Below are 18,375 nucleotides of genomic sequence, written 5' to 3'. Positions count from 1 at the left end.
TTCGATGCGATTACGAGCTGAGTTTACCGAGCCGGTCGATGGCCTTCTGGCGCAAATCGTCGGTCTGTTGCATCAGCTTCGTGGCGCTGTCATAAGCGCGCTGCAGCTTGATGAGGTCTGTCATTTCCACAACGCCGTTGACGTTGGAGCCTTCGATGGCTCCTTGTTCAACACGCACGTTGGTGACTGGAACGGGGTTTTGACCCTGGAACAGATTGTCGCCCTCCTTCTGGAGGTCTGTTTGCGGATTGGTGAAGTCGACGAGGCGGATACGGCCACGGATGCCCTGCTTGGTGCTGATCGTGCCGTCTTTGGCGATCTCGACCTTGCCGTCGGCGGCCGAAAACACGATCGGGCCACCATCTGTCATGACGGGGTGACCGTCATCGGTAACGAGCGTGCCGTTGGCGTTGAGCTGGAACGAGCCGTCGCGTGTGTACCGCTCGCTGCCGTCATCCATCTGGACGGCGAAAAAGCCCTTGCCATTGATGGCGACATCCAGATCATTCCCCGTCGTCTTGATGCCACCGTCCGACATATCAAGGGCGGTGGTGTAATCATGAACGTACGAAATGTCTTCGTCGGACTTGCGCGGAAAGGCGTTGTTCTCGGCAACCGGCATTATGTACTGCTCAAAGAGCATATTTTGCCGCTTGTAGCCCGTGGTGTTGAGATTCGCCATATTGTTGGCGACCACATTGAGCTGTTTCCTGAGAACCGTCTGGCGCGACAGTGTCACGAGCTGCGCGTTTTCCATGGTTGAATCCTTTACTCCCCGAAAGGCCGCCAATCTCCCCAGATTCGCGGCTTGCAATGCTTAATGCACATAGCGTGCCAAAAATTAAACGCCTGAAAAACATGGGCAAAAGGCCGAAAACGTCAAAAATACGAAGTGTCAAAGGCAAGAAGTTCCGGCAGATATTAACCGTGTGGCAATTATTGCCGGGTTGAATGCGTTAACGCTCTGGTAAGGATTCGTTAACCATTAACTCTTTAGATACTTTTACGCGCGGGCATGGATGCGGAGAGCCTAATGGCTGACGAAGGGGTGGCTGACGACACAGAAGACGGCGGCGGCGATGACGCCGGAGGCGGCAAGAAAAAGAAGCTTGTCCTCTTTGGTGTGATCGGGCTCGTGGCTCTTCTGGTAATTGGCGGCGGAGCCTATTTCTTCCTGATGGGCGGTGACAGTGGCGAAACTGCTGTGGCCGATGGGGAGCCTGCCAAGCCAGCGCAGAAACCAGTTGTTTTCTATGATCTGCCTGAGATGACGGTCAATCTGGCCACCGACGGGCGGGCGACCTATCTCAAGGTTCAGGTGGCGCTGGAAGTCGAGAATAAAGAAATGATCGGCAAGATTGAACCGTATCTGCCGAGAATACTTGATGCCTTTCAGGTGTATATGCGCGAGTTGCGTCCAGCAGACCTTGAAGGATCGGCCGGGTTGTTCCGGCTCAAGGAAGAGCTGCTGCGTAGAATTAATGTTTCCGTATATCCAGGACACGTTGAAGGTGTGCTGTTCAAGGAAATACTGGTCCAGTAACCTGAGCACTTGGTGACACAATGGTCGACGACGACGATCTGTCCGAAGCAGATATGGCTGATGCTCAGGGGGCGGCTCTCGCAGAGCAGGGCGCCGGCAGCGATGATGATGATCTCGCTGCGGCCTGGGGAGCTGCGCTTGAGGAGCAGGGTGCTGGTGGTGGCGACGACATGGCGGCCCAGTGGGCGGCGATGATCGATGACAGCGAGCCGGAGCTGGAAAATGCGACGCGCGGCGCTGATCGTATTCTGAACCAGGAAGAAATCGACAATCTTCTCGGCTTCAACATTGAAGACACGATTGCGGGCGACCAGAGTGGCATCCGGGCGCTGATCAACTCAGCCATGGTGACGTATGAGCGCCTGCCGATGTTGGAAATCGTGTTTGACCGCCTCGTGCGTCTGACCACAACGTCCTTGCGCAATTTCACCTCGGACAATGTTGAAGTATCGCTTGATTCGATCAACTCCGTTCGATTTGGCGATTATCTGAACTCGATCCCGTTGCCGGCCATTCTCGGTGTCTTCAAGGCTGAGGAGTGGGACGGCTTCGGCATGGTGACGGTTGAATCAAGCCTCATCTATTCGATCATCGACGTGCTGCTTGGCGGCGGACGCGGCGCCAGTGCGGTTCGCGTTGAAGGCCGTCCTTATACGACGATCGAAACGAACCTTGTCCAGCAGATGGTGAAGATCATTTTGCAGGATGCCGAGCAGGCGTTCGCGCCCTTGTCGCCGGTTCGCTTCAACCTTGAGAGACTGGAGACAAACCCTCGGTTTGCCGCCATTTCTCGTCCGGCCAACGCGGCTATTCTGGTCGAGCTTCGCATCGACATGGAAGATCGCGGCGGCACGGTTGAAATCATGATGCCCTATGCCACGCTGGAGCCGATCCGCGATCTGCTGCTGCAGATGTTCATGGGCGAAAAGTTCGGGCGTGATCCCATCTGGGAAGGCCATTTGGCATCGGAGATCCATTCCGCTGAAGTGGAACTGGATGCGGTTCTGTATGAAACGCATCTGCCACTCAGTCGAGTGCTTAGTCTGGACGTCGGTCAGACGCTGGTTTTCGATGTGGAGCCAACGGACCTTGTGAAACTGAAGTGTGGCAACATTCATCTGACCGAAGGAACGATGGGCAAGATTGATGATTCGATTGCCATTCGTGTTGCGAAGAACCTCAAGAAACCAAAGATGACGCTCGCTGCTTTCGAACGGGCCATGCAAAAAGAAATGGAAACACAATGACCACTTTTCCTATCGGTATGCTCATCGAGTGCTTGGTTTCGGTTCTTCTTGTCGTCACGATTGCCTATTGCTGGTTGCTCAACAAGCGTCTGAAACATCTGCGGTCCGATGAGGAAACGCTGAAGGCAACGATTTCCGAGCTTATTACGGCCACCGAAATTGCCGAGCGGGCGATCATGGGTCTGAAGTCGACAGCCGCAGGTGCGGACCAGACGCTTGGCAATCATCTCACTGACGCAGAGCGCTTGTCGCAGAAACTCGGCGAGCAGATCGTTGAAGGAGACAGAATCTTTACCCGCATCAGTCAGATTGCAGAGGCGGCCCGCAAGGCCGACGCAGGGCGTGATGTGTCCTTGGCTCGTACGGCCTTGGCCGAAGCGGTGAGTGCTCCGGCCCCCGTGCAGAGCGAAGCGCCGGCAGCAAGCGAAGATGTGGCTGCCGCCTCGACGACCCAGACGCGGAGTTTCAGTGTCGCCGATATTCGCAGCGCGGCTGCGGAAGCAACGGCACGTGTTGAACGCTTCAGACGAAATGCAAACGGTGCTGTCGCATGAATATAAGAGTGCTGCCCATGATCGTAGTAGCTGCCAGCGCCCTTTTGGCGCTGAAGCTGCTTTCGTTCGCGTTGGGCGGCTCGGGCATTTTTATGCCCATTGAAGGGGCTGTGGCCCAGGAAAAACGGATACTGCGACACCCGGCGCTCCCAAGGATGCTGGCACGACGAAGGCTGCGCCTGACGATGCCAAGATGCAGCAAGGCGATGCGTCCACCAAGGCCGGTGGTGCGACGCCTGATCTCAATATGCCGCCGGCTTTACCGGATTCCAGCGAGATTGGCGGATCTGCTGCGGAGCGTGCGGTGCTGGAAAGCCTTGGCAAGCGCCGTCAGCAGTTGCAATCACAGCGTGGTGAACTGGATTTGCGCGAAAAACTGCTGCAAGCGACAGAAGAGCGCATCCAGAAGCGCGTCGATGAGCTAAAGAAGCTGCAGACCAATATTAATCAGGCTGCCGAGCAGAAGAAGAAGGAAGAAGACGAGAAAATCGCAGGTGTTGTGAAGATGTATGAAAACATGAAGCCGAAAGACGCGGCGCGCATCTTCGACCGGTTGAACCTTGATGTTCTTCTCAAGGTTGTTCGCAGTATGAAACCGCGTAAAATGGCGGATATTCTTGGTAAGATGTCGCCAGAGGCGGCTGAGCGACTGACCGTTGCCTTGGCAACCGACGAGACCCCGCCTCAGCAGGCATCTGCCGATGCGAGTTCTTCCCCGCAGGCCTTGCCGAAAATTCAGTCCAATTGACGAGAACGACTGTTTGGTAAGGCCGTTGTAAGGCCACGTTAAGTCAACGCGCATAAAGATGGTTGGCCAATCTGCATCCAGGGGAAACTGACAGCGTGTTCTTTCAAACCGGTCCACTTCGACGATTAGGCCTTCGCCTGAAGCGGAGCGACCGGGCACGTTCTGCGCGTCTCCCCGCAGTCGGCCTTTTTTTGTCCATTTGTGCCGTCATTTTTGCTGTGCTGGTGCCGGTCCGATCTGCCATGGCGCAGTCTGCCGAGCCGGTTGATGTGCAGGCAATTGCGGAAAACGGCTATGGCCGGATCATTCTGACATTCAGTAAGCGTACCTTGTTGCCGAATTATGATGCCTCGGTTTCAGGCGGCGTTCTCAAAGTGTCCTTTGAGGCGCCGGTGGATGCAAACGTTGATAATGTTCCCTTGAAGCTGGGCGATTACATTTCGATTGCCCGCAGTGATCCGGATGGCACGGCCGTGCGGTTTGCGCTGAAATCCGATTATCGCATCAGTACGCTGGAAGCGGGCGAAAAACTGTTCGTCGATATACTGCCGAAGAACTGGCAGGGTCTGCCTCCAGGTTTGCCTGAAGATGTCGTCAAGCAATTGGCCGAACGGGCGAAGGAAGCCTTGCAGAAGGTGCGCGCGCTGGAGCAGGATCGGTTGCAGGCGCAGGATGGTCCGTCCGTCAAACTGAGGATTGGAACCCATCCGACTTTCACTCGTCTGGTGTTCGACTGGTCTGTGAATTTCGACAGTTCCTTTGCGCGTGACGGTGATGTGGTGCGGGTGTCCTTCAATCATCCCGCCGATCTCGACATTACCGAGATGAAGACCAATTTGCCGCCCGGTGTGGTGGATGCCGCGGCCTTCAAGGACAAGGGAAAGCTCAAGTTTTTGATGCGGCTGGATCCCAAGGTGGACATTCGCGCGTTTCGCGAGAAGAACACCTACGTGGTGGATATCACACCCGCAGATATGACAAAGCCCGATCCACTCAACGCCGAGATTGATCGCAAGATGGGTGTTGAGCCGAAAGGTGATCAGTCGTCGGTGATCAACGCGCCCGCAAATCGCGATCCGGGGGAAGACGCTGGTGCAGCGCAGTTGAACGGCGATCCGAATACGGAAGTGCCTGTCGTTCCATCGGCCCAAGACAGCACGGATCAGTCGTCTGATGCTGCCGCGTCGGAAGCCTCCCCGGTGCAGCCTGCTCCTGCTGCGGCGCAGCCGATAACCCCGGCCCCCAAACCGGCCGCGAGCCTGCCGGTGTTGCCCGCTGATCAGATGGCAGCTGTGACACCCGATCAGGTGGCTTTTGGTACTGATGTGACGGCCTCCCTGCCAAAGGCGAATGACACTACTGCGGCTGAAGAGGGCACGCCGGAAACGCCAAACGGCACGCCGATGACCCTTGTGACACCGGCCCCTGAGCCCGAGCCGAACACCGAATCTGAAACGCAGGCCAGCCAGCCGCAACAGGCAACGTCCGTTGCTCCGGAGGCCGCGCCTGCGACTGTTCCTGCCAAGCCAACGCCTGCGGTTCAAACTCCGCAGACGGCCCAGACATCTGAACCGGCCAAAGCGGCTGCACGCGCGCCCATTCGCACGACGCCCGATGAGGCAACACCGGCGCAGGAGGTTCCAGCTCCAGCCTCGGAGATGGCTCAGGCAGACGCACAGGCACCAGCGCGAACTGCTGAAGTGATGCCTCCCGCGATTGAGATTGAGGGGCGTCCGAAGCGCGATGAGAAGGTCTGGAAAGAGGCTCAGATCTCCGACTAAGGCTGGCAATGCGGAGCCATCGCCTGAAACGCCGCCGCAAAATGTTGGTGCAGAAGCGCGCAGTTTCGTTTCAGCCGAGGCGCGGCGTATCGGTGATACAGTGCGCGTTGTGTTTCCCTTTTCCGAGCCGGTTGCCAGCGCTGTTTTTCGGCGTCACAACACGGTTTGGATGATCTTTGACACGGAAGCGACCATCGATACGCGTGGTCTGCGTTCGGCTCTCGCAGATATGTCAAACTCGATTTCAGTAGACCGCAAGGACGGTTATCAGGTGCTCCGTGTCGATCTGTCGAGCCCGGCGTTGGCCTCGGTCGGATTGGAGGGCAATGCCTGGAACCTCGTGATTGGCAACATGATTCTTGCGCCGTCGAGGCCTCTCACGATTGACCGCAATATTCGCAGTGACGGTGGATCTGTTCTGCGTATCAAATATGGCGATCCGCAGCAGGTACATGAAATTGCAGATCCATTTGTCGGCGATAAGATCACTGTGGTGACAGGCTTTGGTCCGGCGCGCGGTGTGTTGAAGGCTCATGATTTTGTCGATCTGAATGCTCTGTCGTCGGCTCAGGGTGTCGCCCTTGTGAAGAAGTCAGACGATGTCGAAGTCTCGTTGTCTGGAGATGACGTCGTCATTCAGCGTCCGCAGGGCTTGTCTATTTCCACGGGAGCCAACGCGGAACGTCACTCCAGTATGGATTCGGTCGCTGGCCCCAGCGACAAGGGCAGCGTCGAATTTGTTTCTCTGAAGACCGAGGATCCGGCAAACTATCGCGATAAGCTCTTGCAGCTTGAGGAGACACTCGCCAATGAGCCGCAAGGCAAGCGCAGTGCCCCCTTGATGAACCTTGCCAAGTTCTACTTGGCGCATCAATTCGCTCAGGAGGCGCTTGGCGTGATGGATCTGGCGGTGGAGGAAGATCCGACCCTTGCCGACAGTGCGTCTTTCAACCTTATGCAAGGGGCTTCTCATGCGCTTGCCGGGCGTGAAAAGGAAGCTTACAAATACCTCAGCCGACCGCAGTTGCGCGACAGTGCCGACGCGGCTGTGTGGCAGACCATTGTTGATGCCAACCTGAACCAGTGGACGGAAGCCCGTATCGCTTTGCCACGCGGGCGTGCAATTATCGGCAATTATCCGGTTTCCTTGCAGACAGAGTTCAAGCTGGCTGCTGCCCGGGCCATGGTCGAGGCCAATGATTTTGGAGCGGCGACCGGTATTCTGGCCGAGATCGAACCAAGCGATATGAGTGCGTCACAGGCCGCCCGTTATGACATTCTGCGGGGTCGGGTCGCGGATGCTTCCGGACGCTCGCAGGAGGCATTGCGAGCCTTTGATCTGGTCGCCAAGTCCGACGATCGCCCCCGGGCGGCAGAGGCTCGCTACAGGGCGCTGCGAATTCGCTATCGCGACGGCGATGAGAAGATTGATGATGCGATCAACAATCTTGAAGGTCTGGCCACATCCTGGCGTGGCGACGAGACCGAATTGAAGACCTTGCGGTTACTGGCTCAGTTGCAGTCGGAAAAAGGCAATTACCGCGAGGCGTTCGAGGCGATGCGGTCCGCAGTTCAGGCCAATCCGGATGCGCAGACCACACGCCTTTTGCAAGATGAAATGAGCACACTGTTCTCGTCGCTGTTTCTGGATGGCAAAGCCAACAAGATGCCTCCGGTCAAGGCGCTTGCGCTGTTTTACGATTTCAAGGAAATGGTGCCGCCATAGGTAATGAGGGCGATGCAATGGTGCGTAATCTTGCGCGTCGTCTTGTCGAGGTTGACTTGCTGGATCAGGCGGAGGATCTGCTGCAACATCAGGTCGATAATCGTTTGAAGGGCGCAGCACGGGCGCAGATTGCTGCCGATCTTGCTGCCATCTATCTCAGCGACCGCAAGCCGGAGAAAGCCTTGCGGGTGCTCAACAGAAACCAGGCAGGCCGCTTTGCCGCCGGAGTTGCAGCGTCAGCGGAATGTGGTGGAAGCGCGTGCTCTGACGGAAAGTGGGCGGCCGGATCTGGCGCTCGAACTGGTGCGCAATATGCGTGGTGAAGATGTTGAGCGTCTGCGTGCCGATACATTGTGGGCAGCAAAGAGTTGGCGCGAGGCCGGTGAAGCGTTAGAGGCGATGCATGGCGCACGTTGGCAAGACAATGTGCCGCTCGACAAGACCGAGCAACGGGATATTCTCAAGGCGGCGATTGCCTACTCTCTAGCCGATGATCAGTTGAGCCTCGATCGGATCAAGCAGAAGTACCTAGCCAAAATGGCTGATACACCGCAATCTCTGGCGTTTGAGACGGTGACCCGTCCTATCGAAGAAAAAGGCGTTGAGTTTCTGAACGTCGAAAAGCAGATCTCCGAGACGGATGAGCTTGAGACCTTTCTTCAGCAATATCGCAAGCAATACATGACCCCATCCGGGAATGCAGATGGTGGTATGGGTGAGCCGGTCGCTGCCAATACGCCAGCGCCGGCGGCACCCGGCGGTGCTCAACCGACGGCACCGGCCAACAATGCGGGAGCTGCACCCCCGGCAGCGCCAGCAACCAACAACGGGTGATTGTGAAGACAGCTCTCTTCTTTAAGTGAGGCTTTCTGAACTGCTTTGTACCGAAGTGAGCCGTTTTCATACTACTGTCTCGGCCCATCGCAGCCTTTGTCTCCAAACTTGGGTCCGTAACTTATTTTGGTGCCTGCTGCTGATACAGAAAACGTCAAGAAAACTAAAAGCCACCGTCTTGTGAAAGGCGATGGCTTTTTCAGTTTCAGATAGACAGCGATGCTTAACCAGTCCCGCCGAAACTCTGGATCAGGCTGCCAGCGACAAGATTCCAGCCGTCAACAAGCACAAAGAAAATGAGCTTGAAGGGCAGGGAGATCACGACAGGTGGAAGCATCATCATCCCCATGGACATCAAGACGGAGGCGACCACTAAGGTCGATGATCAGAAACGGCAGGTAGAGCAGAAAGCCGATTTCAAAGGCGCGACGCAACTCACTGATCATGAAGGCCGGAATCAGCGTGCTCATGGTAAGGTCGTCGGGGGTTGCCGGTTCCGGTCGTCCGGACATCTGCTGGAATAACATCAGGTCCTTTTCGCGCACCTGCTTGAGCATGAAGGTGCGGAACGGCCCTTGAGCCCGGTCAAAGGCTTGAGGCAATGTAATATCGCCGTTGACCAGAGGTTCGACCGCGTCGTTGTAAGCGGTCTGAAATGTCGGTGCCATGATGAAGGCACTGAGAAACAGGGCAAGCGAGATCAGCACCGTGTTGGGGGGCGCCGTTTGTAGGCCGATGGCCGAGCGCAGCAACGACAGAACCACGATGATGCGGGTAAAGCTCGTGACCATGATCAGGATCGACGGCGCAAGGCTGAGGACCGTGATCAGCGCGACAAGCTGTACCGACCGCTCTGTCAGCGAGGTGCCGGGCGCAAAATTCAGTCCTATGTCCTGCGCATAGGCCGCCGTGGTCAGGCCAAGAACGAGCGTCAGAAACGAGCCGATGCAAAGGGCAATCAGCCGCTTGTTGCGTGAGCGGCTGATGGTCGATGTCATGATTTCTTCGATCCGCCGAGTTCGTTGATCAGTTTCGCCATTTCGTCCTCGATGGGGTTTACGTCGCGGCGATCGGCGTTCGGCACTCGCACGACAGGGTCTGGCATCCGCATGTTGCGGCTTTGGCTATAGGCCGATAGCGTGCGTGCATCGCTGGTCCCACGTGTATCGGACGTAGGTGGTGATACATCGACGAGTCCATTGGGGCCATCACCGGCAAAAAGATCGTTGTCGGCTGACGCGGGTTCGCTGCTGCTGTGCTCGATGTATAATTCTTCCGATCCATGCGGACCGTCCGTGCGGCCAAATGCAGTTGCGCGATAGGCTGTTACACCGTCACGAACCACCGGCTGTGACAGGATGGTGATGCTCTCATCATCATCCATGGAGGTTTCATGCGTTTGCATGGCCCGGTCAGAGAACGATACGGTTCGCGATCTGTTTTGATGGGTGTATTGCTCGTCGTCCGTTTCAGATACGGTGACTTCTGACACGGTCCGTTCGGAGACAGTGGTTTCGCGGGCTGTTGTGACTTTGAAACGTGCTTTGCTTGTTTCTGCCGGTCGCGGAGGTTGTGCTTGCTTGTTGAATCGCATGGATGTCTGGCGGGTCGCTGTCACCTGATCGACGAAGCTTTTGACAACGGATTTCGCGGGAGCCTTGACGACGGTTGAAGCAAGCGGGTCATCCTCTCCATTCGCAGTCAGGTGACGATCAGGTCGGTTGACGGCAATGGGCTTCAAAGGGCCGCTGGTTGGCGCGCCAAAGTGGGAGCGCCCGGCAGCAGACTGTCCACGGCCATTCTGGTCAGATTGGTCGTCATCGTCGTCTGCCCGACTTCTCAGACCATTGGGAAAAGCAGTTGTTGCACGCGCGGCTGGCCCGGATGCAGGCGGCGAAATCTGCACACTGCTGGCCTTACGGACAAACGATTGTTCCTGGTTCGGGTCGCGGGCAAAGTGCCCAAGGTCACGGGCGATGTCGGCAACCTGTTCCGTCGTTGTGCGTCTCGGACTGCGACCAGCGTCAAGATCATGATCGCGATGACGCGCGTCATAGCGTGCCTTGCGCTCTTCTACCTCATCATCACTCGCGGTGAACGCGTTTTGCACTGGCGGTACGACGCGAGGGGCCTGATCGGGAAAATCGGTCTCTGGGCGAGGTGCGCGAACCGTTGGTTGTGCGGTGACGCGGTCACTGCCGAACGCATCATCGTCCCGGTTGTCGGCATCGTAGGATGCGGCCTGCGATGTCTGGCGCGGTGCGCGGTCTTGACGGGGGCGGGCATTGTCGAGGGAGCCGCGATCATGGGCTTCGCCATGAAACGGCTGATCAAGCGAGCCAAAGACGGAGGCGGCGATGCGCCGTTGTTCTGCTTCACCGGGATCGGCAGATTTGGTACGCGATGCTTCGCGGGTCTCTTCCGCCGCCGCGGGAGAGACAGGAGCCGCACGTGGAGCATCTGAAACGACTTTGTCTGCCGGATGCTCAGGGGCCCAGCGGACCGAGCGTTCGCGTCCCTCTGATGGCGTGCGAGCAGCGCGAGGAGCTGTGGACACGGCAGGCGCAGGCACTGAAAGTTCTGCGGCCTTGTGCTCTTCTGGTGCGGTCTGCTCCATTTGGGCAAAGTCGGCGTCCGCAACCTGCGGAAGCCCGTCAACGGCAGCGGATATGCGTTCCGGGTCAGGTCTGACTTCCGGTTGAACTGGACCTTGCGTCGACTCAATGGCAGGCGCGTCGCGATACGCAGGCGAAGGGATTGGGGTCTGCGTCGTGCTGATGGACGGCGTTTGCCGTGCCCCTGTGTCTGGCCCTGGTGTTCGGGGGCTGCGAACGATGTTCTGCTCGACGACGAAATCATTACCGCCGCCAACGAGAATCAGGTGCTCGACGTCGTCACGACGGATCAGCAGCAGACGTCTACGGGTGTCGATGTTCGTGGCATCCATGATGGCCAGTCGTGGTTGACGCGACCGTCCACCTGGGACGCGTGTACCCGTCAGGCGCTTGAGGATGTATACGAAGAGCGCGATCAGCAACAGAACGATCGCCAGCGCGATCGCAAAGGACATTGCTCTTGCGACTGCGTCGGGAAACCCGAGGTTTTCAGAAATCCAAGTATACATGCCGTCCTCATTACTACGGGCTGTTCGGGTGCCGATTCGCGTTCGATTCTTCTCTGCCACCAGCTTCAGGATGTTTAAGTCTGAGTGTCACTGTATTCCACACTTGGCAAGACTGCTTATAGCCAGTTGTGGGTGCTTCTGTGGCACGGCGGCGGCTAAAATGATTTCAGAGCTATTAAGCGTTGAAAGACAACCTTTTTTCTTCATTTGAATCGATTCCCGTCATTAAGTTTATGTTAACAGAACCGGGCAATTTCTGCCCCTGTATCTCGGTTTTTTATTGTGAATTGCAGAATGCGAATTTGCGGTTGCGGTGAAAAAGGCTGAAAATAAGCCTTGAGAGATCGCCTGTTAACCTTTTGTTAACCATTAGGGCGGCAGGGTTTGCCTAGTTCGTTAACAGATGGTGAATTCCATGGCGCTCACTGATCTTCCGGTCTTGCAGGCCCTCAAGGATAAAATGCGATGGCATCAGGTCAGGCAGGGCGTGTTGTCGGAAAATATCGCTAACGCCGATACGCCGGGATACAGGGCGCGTGAGGTGAAGCCGTTCAGCTTCGAAGACGAGATGGGGCTGCATGTCTCCAGTCTGCGAACCGAGGCGACGAACCCTGAACACTTCGTCACGGGCATCTCGGACACGGGGAATGTCGAGACCGACAAGCCAGACATGTTCGAGATCACGCCGAGTGGCAACAACGTGGTTCTGGAAGAGCAGATGATGAAGGTCACTCAGAACCAAATGGACTATCAGGCCGCCTCGACGCTTTACGCCAAGAGCGCTGGGATTGATCAAAACGGCTCTTTCCAAGGGCTCGTAAACGCGGAGACGTATGATGGAATTTTCAAAGTCTCTTTTTGTCGCTGCATCGGGTCTGAAGGCACAGAATGCCCGGATGCAGGTGATTGCAGAAAACATCGCCAATGCGGATTCCACCGGACGTACTCCGGGTGAGGATCCGTATCGGCGCAAGATCCCGACCTTTCGGTCTCACTTCGATGATGAAGTGGGCGGAGAGGTGGTGGAACTCGGTCGAGTGGCCGAGGACAAGACGCCGTTCAATACAAAATATGAGCCGGGAAACCCGGCCGCAGATAAGGACGGCTACGTCAAGTTGCCCAATGTGAACACGCTGATCGAAACAGTCGATATGCGCTAAGGCACAGCGGTCTTACGAAGCTAATCTGAATGTCGTCGATGCAACGCGGCAGATGATTCAGCGAACTCTCGACATCCTGAAGGCCTGAGCCTTTGTGGTGACCGTGAGTGTTTTGAGGTGGCTTTAACAGGGCCTTTTTCAGAAAGGTGACAAGCATGACTATTCCAGCCGTAGCCAGTAACGCCTACAAAACAGCGGCGAATCTGACCAGCAATCCGGTGTTTCCGGAAGATAATTCGAAGCACGGCACAGGCGCCGACTTCGGTGAAATGGTCAAGAGTGCTGTCGGGAACGTCGTCGACAAGGGGCAAAACCTGGACCAGAAGTCCATCGGCCTTGTGGATGGCAAGTCCAACGTCGTTGACGTCGTCACGGCGGTGGCAGAAACACAGGTGGCCCTTGAAACGATGGTCACGGTTCGTGACAAGGTTATCTCCGCGTACCAGGATATTATGCGGATGTCGATCTGATCCAGATGGTGCACTCACACATGGCATCCACTCGGAAAAGATACAAAATTACAGACCTTTAGCTTTCCCGGAGTTAGCCTGAAAACGGCTCCGGGATCGCTTTTGGGGATAAGGATATTCATCATGACGGCTGGACAGGTTCTGGACCTGGGACGAGAAGGTGTCTGGACGATGATCCTGATGGCAGGGCCGGTGATGATTGTCGGGCTGCTGGTGGGTGTGGTGATTGCGTTGTTTCAGGCGCTCACACAGATCCAGGAAGCCACGCTTGTCTTTGTTCCCAAGATCCTTTCCATCTTCGTTATTCTTCTTTTGACCCTGCCGTTCATGGGACAGGTCATGGCAGGCTTCATGGCCAAGATATCGCAAATGATACTGGCTTTGCCAAATTAGGGTACGTCCCGAATGATGACCGCAAATTGGCGCACGACCTTATCTCTTGGTCACCTCGGTGTGGGGACCGGAGCGATGTGCGGGGTCATCTTCCAAACGTATGAGTGGTTGGCGCCTGCGTTTGAGCGATCACATGTTCTGGCCGGGACCTGACGCATGTCGCTGCAAATAAGTCTGCTTCCCCAACTGGCCGTTATCTACATGCTGATGTTCGCCCGGCTTGGCTCGATGCTGATGCAGATGCCGGCACTCGGGGAGACATCTATTCCCATGCGCCTGCGTCTGGCGATGGCGCTGCTTTTGACTTACATCATGTATCCGGCGGCGCGGGCGTTCTATCCGGGCAATCTGCTGGCCAACCCGACCGGCCTGTTGGTGCTTTTGGCGGGAGAGTTTGCCATTGGTCTGTCGCTTGGCCTTTGCATGAAGCTGATCACAACTGCCCTGCAGATCGCCGGCACCATCATCGCCAACCAGACGGGCCTCTCCTACGCCATGGGGCAGGACCTGACCAATGCGGGCCAGCAAGGCACGTTGGTCAGCAATTACCTGTCGATTATCGGCGTGACGCTGGTTTTCGTCACCAATACCCATTTTCTGCTGATTGCGGCATTGCATGACAGCTTTCAGCTTTTTCCTCCTGGTCATTGGTTGCCGGTCGGGGATTTCGCAAATCTGGTGACGAACACGGTTGCGAACGTTTTCTCGATTGCAGTGCGCTTGAGCGCGCCGTTTATTGTAGTGGGACTTGTTTTCTATTTTGGTCTGGGGCTCCTGAACAAGTTGATGCCGCAGATGCAGATCTTTTTCATTGCCATGCCGGTGAATATCTCTGCGGGTCTGGTCCTTTTGTACGTTCTCGTCTCGTCTCTGATGACTTTCTATATGGATCATTTCAGAACGGCGGTCGGGGTCTTCACTTCTGGTTAGGAGCGCGTCATGGCCGATGAAGGCGACGACTCAGATAAGACTGAGGACCCCACCCAAAAACGCCTGCGCGATGCGCGGGACAAAGGGGACCTACCGAAATCACAAGAGATCAACACCTGGTTCACAATGGCCGGGAGCACGCTGCTCATTCTGATTTTTGCGCCGACGATGGCCGGCTCCGTGGGCTCGATCCTGCGTGGCTATCTTGAACATGCGGGCGACATTCCTGTCGATGGCATGGCCTTGCGTTCGCTGTTTCGCACCTCTGCCTTTGCGCTTGCGGCGGTGATAGGCCTGCCGTTGTTGATCATGGTCGCCATGGCGGTGGCTGGAAATCTGGTGCAGGGCCGCGCCGTGCTGACGGCAGAGCCGATCAAGCCAAAGTTTTCCAAGGTGTCGCCTGCATCCGGCTTCAAACGCCTGTTCTCGTCAGAAAGTCTCGTGAACTTTCTGAAAGGCCTGATCAAGATTGGTGTGGTGAGTTCGCTCATGGGCGGTGTGCTTTGGCCGCATCGTGATGAGGTGGAAGCGGTGATCTTTGCCGAAATTCCTGCGATTCTCGGTGAAACGCGAATGCTGACCCTTCAGCTTCTGGGTGCTGTCCTGGCCTTCATGACGGTCGTTGCGGCAGGGGATTTTCTGTATCAGCGTCATAAGTGGTTTGAAAAGCAGAAGATGACCCAGCGCGAGGTCAAGGAAGAATACAAACAGCAGGAAGGCGACCCGCACATCAAGGGCAAGATCCGTCAGTTGCGCATGGAACGCAGTCGCAAGCGCATGATGGCCGCTGTGCCTCAGGCGACCGTGGTCGTCACGAACCCGACGCACTATGCCGTCGCTCTGCAATATGAAGAGGGTATGGTTGCACCATTGTGTCTCGCCAAAGGGCATGATGCCGTTGCCTTCAGAATCAGGGAAGTGGCCAAGGACAATGACATTCCGGTGCTGGAGAACCCGCCTTTGGCGCGTGCACTCTACGCAACTGTGGACGTTGACCAGGAAATCCCCGAGGAGCACTACAAGGCGGTCGCGGAAATCATCGGTTTCGTGTTCAAAATGCGCAGTAGCTCCGGTTGGCGGGCAAAAGACGACTGAGATGGTTGAATTCGCCGGCATTGCACAGAATGCTTGGTGCAGAGCTCGACAGAATGATTCGGGCTTTCGGAGTTTTGGAGATGACAGACGTGAACGGTGTGCCAAGCGACCCCATCATAGACCGGCCCGAGCGGTCCGGGAATATATGGCTTTTGATCGGGCTTGCCCTGGCGCTCATCATGGCTGTTGCGGCCTTCACGATTGTGGGCAAGGAACAATCGCAGCCGTTCGTACTGGCCTTGCTCGGCATCCTGTCGGTGATCGGTGTGTTCTGTCTGTTTGCCGGCGCTATCGGCTTTCTGCGTCTGGGGGTCAGCTCAGGTGGCAATCCGGTCGCCTCAACTTTTCTGAACTCGCTGGATGACGGGGTTCTGATTGCCGATGGTCAAGGACGCCTTGTCTATGCCAATCAGGCTTATGCCAGTTTGACGGGCGCTGCGACCGCATCGGAAGTGCGTATGGTCGAACGGGTGTTTTCGTCTGACCCTGATGCCGCCGATGCCATTTTTCGTCTGACCCAGGCTGTGCGCGATGGACGCCGCGCCGTTGAGGAAATGCGTATGCCGCACCCGCTGGGGCGGCAGGAAGGGGCGGCGCGCTGGTATCGTGTATCGGTGCGTCCCTTGACACTCAACGAAAAGGAAGCCGCTGGCTCAGGCCGCCGTCTCGGCGTCTGGCAGCTTGCGGATATCACCCGCGACCGGGCTGAACAGGAAAACTCGTTTCAGGAATTGCAGCGGGTCATCAATTTTCTTGATCATGCGCCGGCGGGGTTCTTTTCCTGCGATGCCAATGGTCGTCTTGTCTACCTCAATGCGACGCTGGCTGATTGGCTGGGGTACGATCTGGCGCAGTTCGAAGCGGGCGAACTTAATCTCAGTGAGATCGTCAGCGGTGACAGCACCGAGCTGATTCGCTCCGTTACCGGTCATGCGGGCGAAGTGAAGAGCATTTCGGTTGATCTGGATCTGGTGACCCGCAACGGTCACGGCTTGCCGGTGCGCTTGTTGCACCGGGTGCCCTTCGGTGAAAACGGTCTGCCGGGAGACAGCCGCACGCTGGTGCTCAACCGGTCGCGCGGCGAAGAGGTGTCAGAGGCCTTGCGGGCGGCGGAAGTGCGGTTTGCACGTTTCTTCAACAACACGCCAATTGCCATTGCATCGCTTGACAAGGATGGCCGGGTGCTGCGTACCAATGCGCCGTTCCTGCGCCTGTTCGGTCCGGTGGATCTAAGCGGCGAACCGCCCTTCCTGAGCGAGCTTGTGGCTGAAAGCGGTCGCTCCGACCTGTCCATTGCGCTGACATCGGCCTCGCATGGCATTGGCGAGATCTCTCCGGTCGATATTCCTCTATCGGAAGGCACGGATCCCCGATCTGCGACATTCTATGTGTCTGCGGTGCAGGAAGGCGAGGGGGATGGCGAATCTGCAATTGTCTATGCGCTTGAAACAACACAGCAACGCGCGCTGGAAGCGCAATTTGCGCAGGGCCAGAAGATGCAGGCAATCGGCCAGTTGGCTGGCGGTGTCGCGCATGACTTCAACAACGTTCTGACAGCTATTATTGGCTTTTCTGATCTGCTTCTGGCCAGCCACAGGCCCACGGACCCGTCCTTCCAGGACATCATGAACATCAAGCAGAACGCCAATCGTGCGGCAGGTCTGGTGCGGCAGCTTCTGGCGTTTTCTCGGCGTCAGACCTTGCGGCCGCAGCGGCTTGAGCTGAATGATGTGCTGGCCAACCTGTCGATCCTGCTGGATCGTCTGCTGGGCGAGAAGGTCGAATTGAAGGTTGTGCATGGCCGTGATCTCTGGCCGGTTATGGCAGATGAGAACCAGTTGGAACAGGTGATCATGAACCTGGCAGTCAACGCCGGCGATGCCATGTCCGAAGGCGGTATTCTGACCATTCGTACCCGCAATGTGGAAGAAGCCGAATCGACCCAGTTTGAAAACACACGCGGAATGCCTCCGGGCGAATACACGTTGATCCGGTAGAAGATACCGGCCACGGTATCCCACCGGAAGTCATGGAGAAAATCTTCGACCCCTTCTTCTCAACGAAGGAAGTGGGCAAGGGCACCGGGCTTGGCCTGTCGACGGTCTATGGTATCGTCAAGCAGACGGGGGGCTTCATCTTCTGCAACAGTGAAGTAGATGAAGGCACGACCTTCCGCATCTTCCTGCCACGTCATACACCGCTGGCGGAAGATGAGCCTGAAATCAGGGAAGTGATTCAGCCCGAGAAAGTCGCCGATCTGACGGGATCAGCCTCAATCCTGCTGGTGGAAGACGAGGAGGCCGTGCGCGCCTTTGGCGCACGGGCATTGTCGTCGCGGGGCTATAAGGTTTATGAGGCAGGCTCGGGCACGGAAGCGCTTGAGATCATGGATGAGACAAATGGCGAGATTGATCTTGTCGTGTCCGACGTGGTGATGCCGGAAATGGACGGCCCGACGCTTCTTGTCGAATTGCGCAAGATCAACTCGGAATTGAAGATCATCTTCGTCTCCGGTTATGCCGAAGATGCTTTCGAGGAAAATCTGCCGCCTTGGTGAAAAGTTCTTCTTCCTTCCCAAGCCTTTCACGCTCAAGCAGTTGGCAACGCAGGTCAAGGAAGTGCTCGCAAGCTGATCCGGCAGTCGCAGAGTTGAGTGGCAGTGACCTCTGGCGATTAAGTCATATCAGCTTGTTCAGGGGGCCACTTCATAAATGTGGTAGACATTGAAAAAGCCGGCTCAAGCGAGCCGGCTTTTTTGTGTGATGGTCGT

14 protein-coding genes and 4 pseudogenes are annotated in these 18,375 nt (G+C 56.6%); 15 read left to right on the top strand and 3 right to left on the bottom strand.

Features of this window, described 5'->3' with window-relative positions:
• Positions 1–10 precede the first annotated feature (10 nt).
• A complete protein-coding gene (gene flgF / locus AC0L7U_RS04600) occupies positions 11–757 on the bottom strand; it encodes a flagellar basal-body rod protein FlgF (RefSeq protein ID WP_473694168.1) in 747 nt (248 codons plus the stop codon).
• A 276-nt stretch (positions 758–1,033) separates the two neighbouring features.
• Here flgF and AC0L7U_RS04595 point away from each other — a divergent pair, with 276 nt between their 5' ends.
• The 8 genes from AC0L7U_RS04595 (at position 1,034) to AC0L7U_RS04560 (ending at position 8,433) form a co-directional block, all read left to right on the top strand.
• A complete protein-coding gene (locus AC0L7U_RS04595) occupies positions 1,034–1,543 on the top strand; it encodes a flagellar basal body-associated FliL family protein (RefSeq protein WP_473694166.1) in 510 nt (169 codons plus the stop codon).
• A gap of 20 nt (positions 1,544–1,563) precedes the next feature.
• Complete coding sequence (fliM, locus tag AC0L7U_RS04590; protein WP_473694164.1) at positions 1,564–2,790, top strand: flagellar motor switch protein FliM; 1,227 nt, start codon at positions 1,564–1,566, stop codon at positions 2,788–2,790.
• On the top strand, positions 2,787–3,344 hold the full coding sequence (locus AC0L7U_RS04585) for a DUF6468 domain-containing protein (protein WP_473694162.1): 558 nt from the start codon (positions 2,787–2,789) through the stop codon (positions 3,342–3,344). The genes fliM and AC0L7U_RS04585 overlap by 4 nt, the downstream gene beginning before the upstream one ends.
• A gap of 193 nt (positions 3,345–3,537) precedes the next feature.
• Complete coding sequence (locus AC0L7U_RS04580; protein WP_473694160.1) at positions 3,538–4,092, top strand: MotE family protein; 555 nt, start codon at positions 3,538–3,540, stop codon at positions 4,090–4,092.
• 191 nt (positions 4,093–4,283) lie between these two features.
• Positions 4,284–5,873, top strand: coding sequence for a hypothetical protein (locus tag AC0L7U_RS04575; protein ID WP_473694159.1), 1,590 nt, complete (start codon positions 4,284–4,286; stop codon positions 5,871–5,873).
• The gene (locus tag AC0L7U_RS04570) at positions 5,836–7,599 is read left to right on the top strand and encodes a hypothetical protein (RefSeq protein WP_473694157.1); all 1,764 of its coding nucleotides are present in this window, start codon (positions 5,836–5,838) and stop codon (positions 7,597–7,599) included. The genes AC0L7U_RS04575 and AC0L7U_RS04570 overlap by 38 nt, the downstream gene beginning before the upstream one ends.
• 17 nt (positions 7,600–7,616) lie before the next feature.
• On the top strand, positions 7,617–7,922 hold the full coding sequence (locus tag AC0L7U_RS04565; protein ID WP_473694155.1) for a hypothetical protein: 306 nt from the start codon (positions 7,617–7,619) through the stop codon (positions 7,920–7,922).
• A complete protein-coding gene (locus AC0L7U_RS04560) occupies positions 7,849–8,433 on the top strand; it encodes a hypothetical protein (RefSeq protein ID WP_473694153.1) in 585 nt (194 codons plus the stop codon). Before AC0L7U_RS04565 ends, AC0L7U_RS04560 begins: the two co-directional genes overlap by 74 nt.
• A gap of 223 nt (positions 8,434–8,656) precedes the next feature.
• Here AC0L7U_RS04560 and fliP read toward each other — a convergent pair.
• Together fliP and AC0L7U_RS04550 are read right to left on the bottom strand one after the other, a co-directional pair.
• Positions 8,657–9,431 (bottom strand): annotated as a pseudogene (gene fliP, locus AC0L7U_RS04555) (flagellar type III secretion system pore protein FliP).
• Positions 9,428–11,557 carry a hypothetical protein gene (locus tag AC0L7U_RS04550; RefSeq protein ID WP_473694151.1) on the bottom strand — a complete coding sequence of 710 codons (2,130 nt, stop codon included), beginning with the start codon at positions 11,555–11,557 and terminating at the stop codon, positions 9,428–9,430. Before AC0L7U_RS04550 ends, fliP begins: the two are co-directional and overlap by 4 nt.
• Positions 11,558–11,972: 415 nt before the next feature.
• On the opposite strand from AC0L7U_RS04550, the pseudogene flgB reads away from it, so the two are divergent.
• From flgB to cckA, 7 genes and pseudogenes are all read left to right on the top strand, one after another.
• Positions 11,973–12,378 (top strand): annotated as a pseudogene (gene flgB, locus AC0L7U_RS04545) (flagellar basal body rod protein FlgB).
• 15 nt (positions 12,379–12,393) lie between these two features.
• Positions 12,394–12,805, top strand: a pseudogene (flgC, locus tag AC0L7U_RS04540) (flagellar basal body rod protein FlgC).
• A 67-nt stretch (positions 12,806–12,872) separates the two neighbouring features.
• Positions 12,873–13,187: a flagellar hook-basal body complex protein FliE gene (fliE, locus tag AC0L7U_RS04535; protein ID WP_473694149.1), complete on the top strand. Its 315-nt coding sequence runs from the start codon at positions 12,873–12,875 to the stop codon at positions 13,185–13,187.
• Between the two features lie 123 nt (positions 13,188–13,310).
• On the top strand, positions 13,311–13,580 hold the full coding sequence (gene fliQ, locus AC0L7U_RS04530; protein WP_473694147.1) for a flagellar biosynthesis protein FliQ: 270 nt from the start codon (positions 13,311–13,313) through the stop codon (positions 13,578–13,580).
• Between the two features lie 156 nt (positions 13,581–13,736).
• On the top strand, positions 13,737–14,510 hold the full coding sequence (gene fliR, locus AC0L7U_RS04525) for a flagellar biosynthetic protein FliR (RefSeq protein ID WP_473694145.1): 774 nt from the start codon (positions 13,737–13,739) through the stop codon (positions 14,508–14,510).
• 9 nt (positions 14,511–14,519) lie between these two features.
• On the top strand, positions 14,520–15,605 hold the full coding sequence (gene flhB, locus AC0L7U_RS04520) for a flagellar biosynthesis protein FlhB (RefSeq protein WP_473694143.1): 1,086 nt from the start codon (positions 14,520–14,522) through the stop codon (positions 15,603–15,605).
• Between the two features lie 80 nt (positions 15,606–15,685).
• Positions 15,686–18,238, top strand: a pseudogene (gene cckA, locus AC0L7U_RS04515) (cell cycle histidine kinase CckA).
• Positions 18,239–18,375: the final 137 nt, after the last annotated feature.

It is taken from the genome of Roseibium sp. 10G30-5, assembly GCF_055809635.1.
Note: the sequence above shows the minus strand (reverse complement) of the source record. Positions and strands in the feature narration are given on the sequence as shown.